Origin of the sequence: Nocardiopsis akebiae (genome assembly GCF_018316795.1) — a bacterium.
Lineage (GTDB): Bacteria > Actinomycetota > Actinomycetes > Streptosporangiales > Streptosporangiaceae > Nocardiopsis > Nocardiopsis dassonvillei.
Window position 1 is genome coordinate 2,292,909 of record NZ_CP074132.1, and the last position, 13,744, is coordinate 2,306,652.

At 67.5% G+C, this 13,744-nt stretch carries 11 protein-coding genes; 9 read left to right on the top strand and 2 right to left on the bottom strand.

The genetic code is table 11. The features are described 5' to 3' along the window. Positions 1 to 16: 16 nt before the first annotated feature. The 7 genes from qcrC (KGD83_RS09925) to qcrB (KGD83_RS09955) all read left to right on the top strand — a co-directional run bounded on the left by qcrC (KGD83_RS09925) (position 17) and on the right by qcrB (KGD83_RS09955) (position 8,612). Positions 17 to 952 (top strand): cytochrome bc1 complex diheme cytochrome c subunit, encoded by a 936-nt coding sequence (qcrC, locus tag KGD83_RS09925; protein ID WP_212643513.1) that lies wholly within the window; start codon positions 17 to 19, stop codon positions 950 to 952. Beyond that, on the top strand, positions 945 to 2,066 hold the full coding sequence (gene qcrA / locus KGD83_RS09930) for a cytochrome bc1 complex Rieske iron-sulfur subunit (protein ID WP_212643514.1): 1,122 nt from the start codon (positions 945 to 947) through the stop codon (positions 2,064 to 2,066). The genes qcrC (KGD83_RS09925) and qcrA (KGD83_RS09930) overlap by 8 nt, the downstream gene beginning before the upstream one ends. Positions 2,067 to 2,069: 3 nt before the next feature. Then, a complete protein-coding gene (gene qcrB, locus KGD83_RS09935; RefSeq protein ID WP_212643515.1) occupies positions 2,070 to 3,725 on the top strand; it encodes a cytochrome bc1 complex cytochrome b subunit in 1,656 nt (551 codons plus the stop codon). 457 nt (positions 3,726 to 4,182) lie between these two features. Next, positions 4,183 to 4,809: an aa3-type cytochrome oxidase subunit III gene (ctaE, locus tag KGD83_RS09940; RefSeq protein ID WP_013154151.1), complete on the top strand. Its 627-nt coding sequence runs from the start codon at positions 4,183 to 4,185 to the stop codon at positions 4,807 to 4,809. A gap of 184 nt (positions 4,810 to 4,993) precedes the next feature. After that, positions 4,994 to 5,761, top strand: coding sequence for a cytochrome bc1 complex diheme cytochrome c subunit (gene qcrC, locus KGD83_RS09945; protein WP_449411825.1), 768 nt, complete (start codon positions 4,994 to 4,996; stop codon positions 5,759 to 5,761). Beyond that, positions 5,754 to 6,953 carry a cytochrome bc1 complex Rieske iron-sulfur subunit gene (gene qcrA, locus KGD83_RS09950; RefSeq protein WP_249352258.1) on the top strand — a complete coding sequence of 400 codons (1,200 nt, stop codon included), beginning with the start codon at positions 5,754 to 5,756 and terminating at the stop codon, positions 6,951 to 6,953. Before qcrC (KGD83_RS09945) ends, qcrA (KGD83_RS09950) begins: the two co-directional genes overlap by 8 nt. Before the next feature lie 3 nt (positions 6,954 to 6,956). Then, entirely contained in the window at positions 6,957 to 8,612 is a 1,656-nt protein-coding gene (gene qcrB / locus KGD83_RS09955) for a cytochrome bc1 complex cytochrome b subunit (protein WP_212643516.1), read from the top strand. A gap of 146 nt (positions 8,613 to 8,758) precedes the next feature. Here the strand turns inward: qcrB (KGD83_RS09955) and KGD83_RS09960 are convergent, their stop codons facing one another. After that, complete coding sequence (locus KGD83_RS09960; protein WP_212643517.1) at positions 8,759 to 10,558, bottom strand: AMP-dependent synthetase/ligase; 1,800 nt, start codon at positions 10,556 to 10,558, stop codon at positions 8,759 to 8,761. A 415-nt stretch (positions 10,559 to 10,973) separates the two neighbouring features. On the opposite strand from KGD83_RS09960, the gene KGD83_RS09965 reads away from it, so the two are divergent. Together KGD83_RS09965 and KGD83_RS09970 are read left to right on the top strand one after the other, a co-directional pair. Further along, the gene (locus tag KGD83_RS09965; protein ID WP_212643518.1) at positions 10,974 to 11,420 is read left to right on the top strand and encodes a hypothetical protein; all 447 of its coding nucleotides are present in this window, start codon (positions 10,974 to 10,976) and stop codon (positions 11,418 to 11,420) included. Between the two features lie 149 nt (positions 11,421 to 11,569). Continuing rightward, complete coding sequence (locus KGD83_RS09970; RefSeq protein ID WP_212643519.1) at positions 11,570 to 12,517, top strand: ROK family glucokinase; 948 nt, start codon at positions 11,570 to 11,572, stop codon at positions 12,515 to 12,517. Between the two features lie 87 nt (positions 12,518 to 12,604). On the opposite strand, the gene KGD83_RS09975 is transcribed toward KGD83_RS09970, so the two are convergent. Then, positions 12,605 to 13,456 carry a lysophospholipid acyltransferase family protein gene (locus KGD83_RS09975; protein WP_212643520.1) on the bottom strand — a complete coding sequence of 284 codons (852 nt, stop codon included), beginning with the start codon at positions 13,454 to 13,456 and terminating at the stop codon, positions 12,605 to 12,607. Between the last annotated feature and the right edge of the window lie 288 nt (positions 13,457 to 13,744).

Genomic DNA, 13,744 nt, shown 5'->3' on the forward strand with positions numbered 1-13,744 from the left:
CCGAAACGGGGAAACCGTGAAATGGATTACCGCGCGGCGGCGGCATCCCCTGGCGGGGTATGTCGTCGTCATCCTCGCGCTAGCCCTGTTCGGGGTGGGGTACGCCGCTCTGGCGCCCACCGCGGACCAGGCCCAGGCGCAGACTCTGGCCGCTGACGCTGCTGCCTCGGCGGACGAGGTCGATGTGGCCAACGGCGAGGACATCTTCAACCAGACGTGCGCGACCTGTCACAACTACGACGGCAGTGGCACCTACGGTGAGGACGGGGAGTACACCCGGGGTCCTGACATCCGTGACTCGGGTGCGGCGGCCGTTGACTTCCAGGTCAGCACGGGGCGTATGCCGTCGATGAACCCCGACGCGCAGATGCCGCGCAAGCCGATGGCGATGTCGGAGGAGGATCTGCAGGACCTGATCGCGTACTACGACGCGCAGATCAGGACCGGTGGTCCCGATGTTCCTTATGACGTTCCGGGTGAGGCGCCCGAGCGCGAGGAGTTCGAGGACGAGGCTTCTTATGAGGCCGCGCTTGAGGAGTTCGAGGCCGAGTACGAGGCCTACGTCCAGGGCGCTGACGACACCGACATGGGTATGCGTCTGTACCTGACCAACTGTGCGCACTGCCACGGTTGGTCTGGTGGGGGTGGTGCGCTCACGGATGGTCGTTGGGCTCCGGAGATTCATGACGCGTCCGCGCGTCAGATCTATGAGGCGATGGTCAGTGGTCCGGGTGCGATGCCGATGTTCAGTGACACGGTGATCGAGCCGGAGGAGAAGCAGGAGTTGATCTCCTATATCAAGACTCTCCAGGCCGAACCCAACGCCGGTGGCATTTTCGATCTGGACCGTGTCGGCCAGGTCGCCGAGGGTTTGATCAGCTGGGTCGTCGGACTCGCTTTGATCATTGCCTGCGCGATCTGGATCACCGCGAAGCAGCGAGCTCATGACTGAGAACAACAGCAACGACAGCAGCGGGGGAGGGGCCACGCCAGAGCGCGTGGTCGGCACCCCCAAGGCCGGAGACCCCGTGGTCTCCGGCGCTTCCACGACTTCGGAGGGGGTCCACGAAGGACCGTACAAGGCCTCCGAGACGCACGCGCGGCCGGAGGAGATGCAGCGTCGGGGCGAGAAGCTCGCCTCGGTGTGGTTCGTGATCGCCTTCCTGGGCGGGATCGGCTTCCTGGTCGCCTACTTCCTCTTCGGTCCGAGCCGGATCGCCGACCCGCAGATCGCCCAGTACTCGAACATGCTTCTGGGCGCCATGCTGACGCTGGCGATGTTCGGCATCGGTGCGGGTATGACGGTGTGGGCGCGTCAGGTGATGCCGCACTACGAGGTGGCCTCTCCCTACGACGAGCTGCCCTCGGACGAGAAGGAGAAGGGCTCCTTCAGCGCCTTCTTCATGCGGGGCGCGGACGAGAGCGGTTTCACCAAGCGTCCGCTGATGCGCCGCACGCTCATCCTGGCGATGCTGCCCTTGGGGCTGGCGCCGATCGTGCTGCTGCGCGACACCGGCCCGCTGCCCGGCGACAAGCTCAAGACCACGCCGTGGGAGAACGGCCGTCGGATGTACGTCGAGGGCACCCACCGCGCCATTCGCGCGGAGGACTTCGAGAACGACCCCAACGGGATGATCTCGGCCCTGCCCGCGATCGACGACGACCACTACCCGCACGGGATCAGCCTCAACGACCAGGCCAAGTCCGTCATCCTCCTGATCAAGGTCCCCGAGGAGGACTGGCAGGAGCGGATGACCGAGGAGGTCGAGGGCGCCGACGGCCAGACGCGTCTGAACTGGACGCACAACGGCATCGTCGCCTACTCCAAGATCTGCACCCACGTGGGCTGCCCCGCGGCCCTGTACGAACGCACGACGCACCGCATCCTGTGCCCGTGCCACCAGTCGACGTTCGACGCGTCCAACGCCGCGGAGGTCGTGTTCGGTCCGGCGCACCGGCCGCTGCCGCAGCTGCCGATCGGTGTCGACGACGAGGGCTACCTCATCGCGACCGGCGACTTCGTCGCGCCGCCCGGTCCGACGTTCTGGGACTACGCGAAGGACTAGCCGATGAGTAAGACCACGCAAGCACCCAAGGCGCTTCGCGGCGTCGGCAACTTCATCGACGACCGCTTCCACCTGGCCAAGACCGGCGAGAAGAACCTGCGCAAGGTCTTCCCGAACCACTGGTCGTTCATGCTGGGCGAGATCGCGCTGTACTCGTTCATCATCCTGCTGCTCACAGGCGTCTTCCTCACGCTCTGGTTCAAGCCGAGCATGCTGGAGGTCATCTACGACGGCTCCTACGAACGCCTCCAGGGCGTTCCCATGTCGGAGGCCTACGCCTCCACGCTCCACATCACCTTCGAGGTGCGCGGCGGGCTCCTGGTCCGCCAGATCCACCACTGGGCCGCGCTGATCTTCGTGGCCTCGCTCGTCGTGCACATGCTCCGGGTGTTCTTCACCGGCGCGTTCCGCAAGCCGCGCGAGATCAACTGGCTGATCGGCGTCGCGATCTTCGTCCTGGCGATGCTGGAGGGCCTCTTCGGCTACTCGCTGCCCGACGACCTGCCCTCGGGCATGGGCGTGCGCATCCTCCAGGGCGTGATGATGGCGCTGCCGCTCATCGGCCCGTACGTGTCGATGTTCCTCTTCGGCGGGGAGTTCCCCGGCGAGGACATCATCACGAGGCTGTACATGCTGCACGTGCTGGCGATTCCGGCTCTGCTGCTGGGTCTGATCGTCGCGCACTTCATGATCCTGTGGCACCAGAAGCACACCCAGTACCCCGGTACCGGGCGCACGGACAAGACCGTGGTCGGAACACCCATGTTCCCGGCCTTCGCGGTCAAGGCGGGCGGGTTCTTCTTCTTCACCTTCGCCGTCATCGCCTTGCTGAGCGCGTTCGTGCAGATCAACCCGATCCACCTGTTCGGACCCTTCACCCCGACGTCCATCACCTCCGGGCTCCAGCCCGACTGGTACATGGGCTTCATGGAGGGGTCGCTGCGCATCTTCCCGAACTGGTTCGACATCGCGCCCTTCGGTTACGCGATCCCGACCGGTGTGCTGGTGCCGGGCCTGGTCATCCCGGGCCTGATCTTCGGCGGACTGGCCGCCTGGCCGTTCATCGAGCAGTGGATCACCGGCGACAAGCGCGCGCGCAACGTCGCCGACCGTCCGCGCAACGCGCCGGTGCGCACCGGCGTGGGCGTCATGGGCATCACCTTCTACGGTCTGCTCTGGCTGGCGGGGTCCAACGACATCATCTCGGAGACCTTCTCGATCAGCCTGTACATGACCACGTACATCTTCCGTGTGCTGGTCATCGTGGGTCCGATCGCGGCCTTCTTCATCACCAAGCGGATCTGCCTGGGGCTGCAGCGCCGTGACCGGGAGACCCTGGAGCACGGCTACGAGAGCGGCACCATCCAGCAGCTGCCCAGCGGTGAGTTCGTGGAGGTGCACAAGCACAGCTCCCCGGAGACGGTGCACGTCCTGGAGAGCAAGCCGGTCATCACCTCGACGGCGCTGAAGGACGGCGCCGACGCGGACGGCAGGGGTGTGGAGAACCCCGAGGCCCGCAAGGGCAGCGGCAGGCTCCGCAAGGCCCTGGCGCGTTGGTACACCAAGGACTACGTGTCCCTGGAGGGGGTGGAGGCGCTCAACGGCCACCACCCGCACCACTCCTCCACCGAGGCGGAGAAGGAGGCGGCCCACCACTAGGGCCTCCCACCCCCACCTCCTCGACGGACCCGGTCGCACCGCGACCGGGTCCGTCGTGTTGTCGCACGACATGTGAGCGACACCGGTTCCGTCTCGGTGCTCCTCGCGGCCCGTGTGACGTGAAGCCCTCCCGCCCGTGTGCCGGAGGTCCGCCGGGCCTGCTCCCCGATACCGGACGGGCCCGAGGCATAAGCGGGATGACCAGCCGCGACGTTCTTTTTCTCGTGTGCGGCGCCCCTTTGGCGCGCACGATTATGTGAATTTTGGGGCGCGCGTGACGCGTGTTTAGTGGGCGCGCTGTTCATGCCTAGAAGGTGTCGAATTTCCGTTTCCCTCTGTGGCTCACGGAGCCCGGAAGCCCGTGTGCGTAGGCGGTCCCGCTCCCCAGGCGCGTCTCGGAGGGGCGATAACAGGGGGGCGGATTCGGGTCTTGTCGGGATGCCGTAATAATGCTGGCGTGGCGACAGCAACCGCGAACCCAAAATCAGCACCGACACCAGCACATGGTGCGGCAAAGCGTCCTGACCTGGTGAGCGTTGGCACCATCGTTTGGTTGGCCAACGAGCTCATGTTCTTCGCTGCGCTGTTCGCGATGTACTTCACGATCCGATCGGTGACCAACGGAAACCCCGACCTGGGGCAGTGGCCCGACACCCACCTGAACGTGCCGTGGGCGTCGGCGATCACCGTGGTCCTGGTGGCTTCGAGCTTCACCGCGCAGGCCGGCGTCTGGGCCGCCGAGCGCGGTGACGTCAAGAAGCTGCGTATGTGGTTCTTCATCACGTTCTTCATGGGCCTGTTCTTCGTCCTTGGGCAGGCCTATGAGTACTACGAGCTCATCTTCCACGGGGGCCTGACTCTTCAGTCGAGCGCTTACGGGTCGATGTTCTACCTGACCACGGGCTTCCACGGACTCCACGTCATCGGTGGGCTGATCGCGTTCCTCATCATGTTGGGACGTACGTACGCCGCGAAGCGCTTCACCCACCAGCAGGCGACCAGCGCGATCGTCGTGTCCTACTACTGGCACTTCGTCGATGTGGTCTGGATCGCTTTGTTCTTCACCATCTACTTCATCCAGTAACCCGAAACGGGGAAACCGTGAAATGGATTACCGCGCGGCGGCGGCATCCCCTGGCGGGGTATGTCGTCGTCATCCTCGCGCTAGCCCTGTTCGGGGTGGGGTACGCCGCTCTGGCGCCCACCGCGGACCAGGCCCGGCGCAGACTCTGGCCGCTGACGCTGCTGCCTCGGCGGACGAGGTCGATGTGGCCAACGGCGAGGACATCTTCAACCAGACGTGCGCGACCTGTCACAACTACGACGGCAGTGGCACCTACGGTGAGGACGGGGAGTACACCCGGGGTCCTGACATCCGTGACTCGGGTGCGGCGGCCGTTGACTTCCAGGTCAGCACGGGGCGTATGCCGTCGATGAACCCCGACGCGCAGATGCCGCGCAAGCCGATGGCGATGTCGGAGGAGGATCTGCAGGACCTGATCGCGTACTACGACGCGCAGATCAGGACCGGTGGTCCCGATGTTCCTTATGACGTTCCGGGTGAGGCGCCCGAGCGCGAGGAGTTCGAGGACGAGGCTTCTTATGAGGCCGCGCTTGAGGAGTTCGAGGCCGAGTACGAGGCCTACGTCCAGGGCGCTGACGACACCGACATGGGTATGCGTCTGTACCTGACCAACTGTGCGCACTGCCACGGTTGGTCTGGTGGGGGTGGTGCGCTCACGGATGGTCGTTGGGCTCCGGAGATTCATGACGCGTCCGCGCGTCAGATCTATGAGGCGATGGTCAGTGGTCCGGGTGCGATGCCGATGTTCAGTGACACGGTGATCGAGCCGGAGGAGAAGCAGGAGTTGATCTCCTATATCAAGACTCTCCAGGCCGAACCCAACGCCGGTGGCATTTTCGATCTGGACCGTGTCGGCCAGGTCGCCGAGGGTTTGATCAGCTGGGTCGTCGGACTCGCTTTGATCATTGCCTGCGCGATCTGGATCACCGCGAAGCAGCGAGCTCATGACTGAGAACAACAGCAACGACAGCAGCGGGGGAGGGGCCACGCCAGAGCGCGTGGTCGGCACCCCGAAGACGAACGGCACACACTCCGAGCGCGTGAGCAAGACCCCCACGACCGGCGGGGCCGAGCCCGAGCGCGTCGTCGGTACCCCCAAGGCCGGGAATCCGCTGGTCTCCGACGCCTCCGGTGCCGACGCGGACGAGCACACGGGTCCGTACAAGGCCTCCGAGACGCACACGCGCTCGGAGGAGACGCAGCGCCGGGGCGAGAAGCTCGCCTCGGTGTGGTTCGTGATCGCCTTCCTGGGCGGGATCGGCTTCCTGGTCGCCTACTTCCTGTTCCGTTCCAGTGAGATCGCCGACCCGCAGGTCGCCCAGTACTCGAACATGCTTCTGGGCGGCACGCTGACGCTGGCGATGTTCGGCATCGGTGCGGGTATGACGGTGTGGGCGCGTCAGGTGATGCCGCACTACGAGGTGGCCTCTCCCTACGACGAGCTGCCCTCGGACGAGAAGGAGAAGGGCTCCTTCAGCGCCTTCTTCATGCGGGGCGCGGACGAGAGCGGTTTCACCAAGCGTCCGCTGATGCGCCGCACGCTCATCCTGGCGATGCTGCCCTTGGGGCTGGCGCCGATCGTGCTGCTGCGCGACACCGGCCCGGTTCCGGGTGACTTGATGAAGAAGACGATGTGGGAACACGGTCGCCGCATCGTCGTGGAGGGGACCGGCCGTCCCCTCCGCCCCGAGGACTTCGAGAACGACCCCAACGCGATGGTCTCGGCCCTGCCCGCCGCCGATGACGACCACCACCACCTCTCACTGACCGACCAGGCCAAGACCGTCATCATCCTGATCAAGATCCCCGAGGAGGACTGGCAGGAGCGGATGACCGAGGAGATCGAGGGAACCGACGGCCAGACGCGCCTGAACTGGACGCACAACGGCATCGTCGCCTACTCCAAGATCTGCACCCACGTGGGCTGCCCCGCGGCCCTGTACGAACGCACGACACACCGCATCCTGTGCCCGTGCCACCAGTCGACGTTCGACGCGTCCAACGCCGCGGAGGTCGTGTTCGGTCCGGCGCACCGGCCGCTGCCGCAGCTGCCGATCGGTGTCGACGACGAGGGCTACCTCATCGCGACCGGCGACTTCGACGAACCCACGGGCCCCACGTTCTGGGAATACGCGAAGGACTAGCCGATGAGTAAGACCACGCAAGCACCCAAGGCGCTTCGCGGCGTCGGCAACTTCATCGACGACCGCTTCCACCTGGCCAAGACCGGCGAGAAGAACCTGCGCAAGGTCTTCCCGAACCACTGGTCGTTCATGCTGGGCGAGATCGCGCTGTACTCGTTCATCATCCTGCTGCTCACAGGCGTCTTCCTCACGCTCTGGTTCAAGCCGAGCATGCTGGAGATCGTCTACGACGGCTCCTACGAACGCCTCCAGGGCGTTCCCATGTCGGAGGCCTACGCCTCCACGCTCCACATCACCTTCGAGGTGCGCGGCGGGCTCCTGGTCCGCCAGATCCACCACTGGGCCGCGCTGATCTTCGTCGCGGCGTTGACCGCGCACATGCTCCGGGTGTTCTTCACCGGCGCGTTCCGCAAGCCGCGCGAGATCAACTGGCTGATCGGCGTCGCGATCTTCGCCATCGCCGTCATCGAGGGCCTCTTCGGCTACTCGCTGCCCGACGACCTGCCCTCGGGCATGGGCGTGCGGGTCCTCCAGGGCGTGGTCCTGGCGATCCCCCTGGTGGGTTCCTACCTGTCGATGTTCCTCTTCGGCGGGGAGTTCCCCGGCGAGGACATCATCTCCCGGCTGTACATGCTGCACGTGCTGGCGCTGCCGGCGCTGCTGCTGGGTCTGATCGTCGCGCACTTCATGATCCTGTGGCACCAGAAGCACACCCAGTACCCCGGTACCGGGCGCACGGACAAGACCGTGGTCGGAACACCCATGTTCCCGGCCTTCGCGGTCAAGGCGGGCGGGTTCTTCTTCTTCACCTTCGCCGTGATCACGCTCCTGGGCGCGTTCGTGCAGATCAACCCGATCCACCTGTTCGGGCCCTTCAGCCCGACGTCCATCACCTCCGGGCTCCAGCCCGACTGGTACCTGGGCTTCATGGAGGGCGCGCTGCGTATCTTCCCGAACTGGTTCGACTTCTCCATCGGGGGCTACCCGTTCATCATCGGCGTGCTCGTCCCCGGCCTGGGGATCATGGGCCTGCTCTTCGGCGCCCTGGGCGCGTGGCCGTTCATCGAGCAGTGGATCACCGGCGACAAGCGCGCGCACAACGTCGCCGACCGTCCGCGCAACGCGCCGGTGCGCACCGGTATGGGCGTCGCCGGGATCATCTTCTACGGTGTGCTGTGGATGTCCGGGTCCAACGACATCATCTCGGAGACCTTCTCGATCAGCCTGTACATGACCACGTACATCTTCCGTGTGCTGGTCATCGTCGGCCCGGTGGTGGGGTTCTTCGTCGCCAAGCGGATCTGTCTGGGGCTGCAGCGCCGTGACCGGGAGACCCTGGAGCACGGCTACGAGAGCGGCACCATCCAGCAGCTGCCCAGCGGTGAGTTCGTGGAGGTGCACAAGCACAGCTCCCCGGAGACGGTGCACGTCCTGGAGAGCAAGCCGGTCATCACCTCGACGGCGCTGAAGGACGGCGCCGACGCGGACGGCAGGGGTGTGGAGAACCCCGAGGCCCGCAAGGGCAGCGGCAGGCTCCGCAAGGCCCTGGCGCGTTGGTACACCAAGGACGACGTCTCCCTGGAGGGGGTGGAGGCGCTCAACGGCCACCACCCGCACCACTCCTCCACCGAGGCGGAGAAGGAGGCGGCCCACCACTAGCGCACCCGCGTGCGGGTGACGGACCCGGCCGCGGCGCGGCCGGGTCCGTCGTGTTCGCGGAGCGGGGTCCCGGACACCGCCGGAGCCGACCGCCCCCACTCCGAGGGCGGTCGGCTCCCGTGCGTGCTGTGCGGGCCGCGGAGGGCTCAGCCGGCGTAGATGTCGTCGATCTCCTTGCTCCACTGCTTGCTGACCACGTGGCGCTTGACCTTCAGGGAGGCGGTCATCTGACCGCTCTCCTCGGTGAAGTCGCTGGGCAGGATCTTGAACTTCTTGATCCCCTCGGCCTTGGACACCGCGTTGTTGGCGTTGTCCACGGCCTCCTGGATGGCGGCGTTCAGGTCCGGGTCCCCGGTCAGGTCGGCGATCTCGCCGCTCTTGCCGTTGGCCTCGCGCCACTGGACGAACGACTCGGGGTCGATCGTGATCAGCGCGGCGATGAACTTGCGGTTGTCGCCGACCACCATGCACTGGCTGACCAGGGCGTGGGCGCGGATGCGGTCCTCCAGGACGGCCGGGGCGACGTTCTTGCCGCCCGCGGTCACGATGATCTCCTTCTTGCGTCCGGTGACGCTCAGGAAGCCGTCGTCGTCCAGCGCGCCGAGGTCGCCGGTGCGGTAGAAGCCGTCCTCGGTGAAGGCCTCCTTGGTGGCCTTCTCGTTCTTCCAGTAGCCGACCATGATGTGGTCGCCCTTGAGCAGGATCTCGCCGTCCTCGGCGATCCTGATGGTGGTGCCGGGCAGCGGCTGGCCCACGGTGCCGATCTTGTTGAACTCGGGGCTGTTCACCGAGGTGGGGGCGGTGGTCTCGGTGAGGCCGTAGCCCTCGATGATGGTGAAGCCGATGCCGCGGAAGAAGTGGCCCAGACGCGCGCCCAGCGCGGATCCGCCTGAGACGGCGTACTCGGCGTTGCCGCCCAGGGCCGCCAGGAGCTTGCCGTAGACCAGCTTGCTGAACAGCGTGTGCTTGAGCTTGAGGCTCAGGGGGATCCGGCCGGTGGCCAGGGCCTTGCTGTAGGCGACGGCGGTGTCGGCGGCGGCGTTGAAGATCTTGCCCTTGCCCTCGGCCGCGGCCTTCTGCTCGGCCTTGGTGTAGACCTTCTCGAACACGCGGGGGACCGCGAGCAGGAAGGTGGGTCTGAAGGCCGAGAACTGCTCGATCAGCTCGGGGCCGGTGGAGGGGAAGTGGCCCAGGGTGGCTTTGGCCTCGACCACCATGACCTGTACGAAGCGGGCGAAGACGTGGGCCAGCGGCAGGAACAGCAGCGTGGAGGGGTTCTCCTTGCTGCGCAGGACCTGGCGGGCCGGGCCCTCCAGCGCGTTGCGGGAGATGAAGAGGAAGTTGCGGTGGGTGAGCTCGCAGCCCTTGGGGCGGCCGGTGGTGCCCGAGGTGTAGATGAGGGTGGCGAGGTCGTCGGCCTTGACCGCGGTGCGGCGCTTCTCCAGCTCCTCGTCGCTCACCTCCGAGCCAGCGGAGCGCAGCTCGGCGTACCCGGGGTCGTCGAACCGCCAGACGGGGCCGAGCTCGGGGGTGCGGGCGCGGACCGACTCGACGCGCTCGGCGTGGGCGTCGTTCTCCACGAAGGCGGCCTTGGCGCCGGAGTCGGTGAGGATCCACTCGATCTGCTCGGCGGAGGAGGTCTCGTAGATCGGGACGGTCACGCCGCCGACGGACCAGATGGCGTAGTCGACGACCGTCCACTCGTAGCGGGTGCGCGACATCAGGGCGACGCGGTCGCCGTGCCCGATGCCCGCGTCGATCAGGGCCTTGGCGTACGCGGCGATGTCGGCGTGCAGCTCCGCCACGGTGACGTCGTGCCACTGGCCGGACTCCTGGCGACGGGCGGTGACGGCGTTGGGCTCGCTGGTCGCGCGCGCGTAGAGCGTGTCGGTCAGTCGCGCGTCGTCGGAGATCTCAGCCTTCGCGGGAGAGCTGTATTCGCGCACGTGGTGCTCCTGGACGTGTACGGGTTCGGGTAGTACGGGACGTGATGACCGTAACAACACCACCCTACTCATGAGTAGAACACGTTGTCGTTCGGTATCCAACGGTGACCCTGGGTCGTGCCCGGCACGGCGGACGCGGTGATGCGAGGGCGGGGAAGAATGCAGGTCTTTCCCTCGTACGCACGCGAGACTATACGCCCGGCGTAGCGTTTGCGCACGTTGTGAGAACTATGCACTGTATGTGAATCTTGCGGCCTTTGTGCTTTTTTGCGGTCATTGCGCTTTCCCCTGGCCTCACTCCCCGTAGTGGCGCCCGCGTCCCTGATTCGCCCCTGAACCTGCCCTGAGAAACCTCCCCGGCGCCCGGACGGCCGGTTACCTTGAAGCAGAACGCGGCGCGAAGGAGGAAGCTGACATGACGGAGAACACCGGTCGCAACGGCGGTCCGGGTGCGGGCAGGGGCGAGGACCCCGACCTCATCGACGACGCGCTGAAGCTGGTGACCACCCTCCAGCGCAGGCTGCTGACGGCCGGGGTCAAGCGCGGAGTGGGCGCCGTGACCTCGCCGCCCCCGAGCAAGGGAGACGTGTGGGAGGAGGCCATCCGCCTGGAGGCGGGCGACCGGCGCCCCCCGCTGGAGGAGCTCCTCGACATCGTGCGCACGTCCGGCCCCGAGGTCGTCGGACACCTCGGCCGCGCCGGGCTGGCCGCCGTCGGCGCCCTGGGCCGGACCTGGGACCTGGTCGAGCGCTCCCTGGAGCAGACCCGCGCCGACGACGCCGCGGGGCGCGGTCCGCAGGGCCGGACGCAGGGTGGCGAAGGCGCGACGGAAGGCGAGGAACGCCAGGTCACCGCGGGGTGAACGGGAGGAGATCACGGTTCGACTCCGGGGGTGTCGGGGGTCGCCTCATGACTGGTTTAATCAGATGGCATACATCATCTGAAAACACTTTGCCATGAACCTTGAGACTTATGTCAGAGTTCGGGCGTAAGTACGAAGGAGCTGCCCCCATGCTGACCATCGGCGTAGACATCGGCGGGACCAAGGTCGCCGCCGGGGTCGTCGACCCCGAAGGGCAGATCCTCGACAAGGTCAAGTACCCCACTCCCTCCAACGACCCGCAGGCCCTGGCCGACGTCGTGGCCGGGGCCGTCGGGGAGCTGTGCGGCCGCCGGGAGGCCGGCGCCGTCCGGGCCGTCGGGGTGGGTGTGGCGGGGTTCGTGGACGAGGACCGCGCCACCGTCCAGGTCGCCGTCAACCTCGGCCTGCGCGACGAGCCCCTCCGCGACCACGTCCAGGAGCGCGTCGGGATGCCCGTGGTCATCGAGAACGACGCCAACGCCGCCGCCTGGGCCGAGGCCAGGTTCGGCGCCGGGCGCGGCAGCGACCACATCGTGTGCATCACCCTGGGCACCGGCATCGGCGGCGGCCTGGTCATCGACGGCGCGCTGCACCGCGGCCGCTACGGCGTGGCCGCGGAGGTCGGGCACTACCGGATGGTCCCGCACGGCCGCCGCTGCGCCTGCGGCAACCACGGCTGCTGGGAGCAGTACGCCAGCGGCCGCGCCCTGGTCGCCGAGGCCCAGGACCTGGCGCTGACCGACCCCGTGGCCGCCGAGCGCATGCTCAAGCTCGCCGACGGCGTCATCGACCAGGTGGAGGGCCATGTCATCACCCAGGCGGCGCTGGAAGGGGACAGGGCCGCCCTGGAGTGCTTCGCCAAGGTCGGGGAGTGGGCCGGGCACGGCCTGGCAGACCTGGCCGCCATCCTCGACCCCGAGTGCTTCGTCCTGGGCGGCGGCGTCTCCGACGCCGGGTCCATCCTGCTCGACCCGGTCCGCGCCGCCTTCGCGCGCAACGTCCCGGGCCGCCCCGGGCGCCGCATGGCCGATGTGCGCCTGGCCGAACTCGGCGGAGAGGCGGGCATCGTCGGCGCCGGCGACCTCGCCCGGCACTGATCCGGCCACCGAAGAGCGGACGGCCCCCGAGGACCCCACCGTGGGGCCCCGGGGGCCGTCCGCGTCTGTCTGGGGCCGCCGCGCGGGCTACTCCTGGGCGGCGGTCGGGTCCGCGGACTCCGCGGCCCCGCCCTTCCCGTTCGCGCGTGCCGCCCGCTTCTCCTCGCGGCGCGTCCGCCGCTCCGCCTTGCGCCGCTCGCGCTCGGTCCGCCTGCGGTCCTTGTCGCTGGCGTGCTGCTCGCGCTTGGCTTCCTTGGCCTCCGCCTCCAGTTCGGCCTTGACCGACTGCGCGTAGCGGTCCACGTACTCCTGGCCGGACAGCTCCATCAGCGCGTACATGATCTCGTCGGTGACGGCCCGCAGCACGCGCGGGTCCTTCTCCATGCCGTGGTAGCGGGAGAAGTCCAGCGGCTTGCCGAACTTGACCTTGGGGCGCACGCCCAGCTTGGGCACCGTGCGGCCGGGGGGCATGATCTTCTCCAGGTTGATCATCGCCATCGGCACCACAGGGGCCTTGGCCTCCAGCGCCAGCCGCGCCACACCGGTCCGGCCGCGGTAGAGCTTGCCGTCCGGGGAGCGGGTGCCCTCGGGGTAGATGCCCAGGAGGTCGCCGCGCTTGAGCACCCTCAGGCCCGTGCGCAGCGCCGCCTCGCTGGCCTTGCCGCCCGAGCGGTCGATGGGGATCTGCCCCACGCCGGTGAAGAACGCCCGGCTCAGCAGCCCCTTGACGCCCGTGCCGGTGAAGTACTCGGCCTTGGCCAGGAAGGTGATCTTGCGCGGCAGCGGCAGCGGACCGAAGAAGTGGTCGGAGAAGGACAGGTGGTTGCTGACCATGATCGCCGGACCGCGGCGCGGTACGTTCTCCACGCCCTCGGCGCGCGGCTGCCACAGTACGGCCAGGACCGGCCCCAGGATCGCCTTGACCACCCAGTAGAACATCGCTCAGATCACCCCTGCACACGCGGGGAGCACTGGGCAGGGTCTGCCACGATTCACCGTCCCGCTCTGCCGACATTGTCAGGAGGGCTCGCGCCCGGAGAGTGGGGGAGGAGCCGCCGCCTGACGTGCGCCATCCTCCCACCGTGTGAGCGCGAGTGCCAAAGCGCCCCCGAACGGGCCGTCGGCCCGACGCAGAAGAGGATACTCAGTCGGCCCGCGTGGCGGGTGCCTGCCTCCGCTCCCCGGGGGCGGGAACGTTAGTGTGCACTCATGGCGAACGGACCGCCG

Bases quoted from the DNA above. Each gene is read 5' to 3' on its own strand.
- qcrB (WP_212643515.1), top strand. From the start codon at position 2,070: ATGAGTAAGACCACGCAAGCACCCAAGGCGCTTCGCGGCGTCGGCAAC.
- KGD83_RS09965 (WP_212643518.1), top strand. From the start codon at position 10,974: ATGACGGAGAACACCGGTCGCAACGGCGGTCCGGGTGCGGGCAGGGGC.
- qcrB (WP_212643516.1), top strand. From the start codon at position 6,957: ATGAGTAAGACCACGCAAGCACCCAAGGCGCTTCGCGGCGTCGGCAAC.
- KGD83_RS09970 (WP_212643519.1), top strand. From the start codon at position 11,570: ATGCTGACCATCGGCGTAGACATCGGCGGGACCAAGGTCGCCGCCGGG.
- qcrA (WP_212643514.1), top strand. From the start codon at position 945: ATGACTGAGAACAACAGCAACGACAGCAGCGGGGGAGGGGCCACGCCA.
- KGD83_RS09975 (WP_212643520.1), bottom strand. From the start codon at position 13,456: ATGTTCTACTGGGTGGTCAAGGCGATCCTGGGGCCGGTCCTGGCCGTA.
- qcrA (WP_249352258.1), top strand. From the start codon at position 5,754: ATGACTGAGAACAACAGCAACGACAGCAGCGGGGGAGGGGCCACGCCA.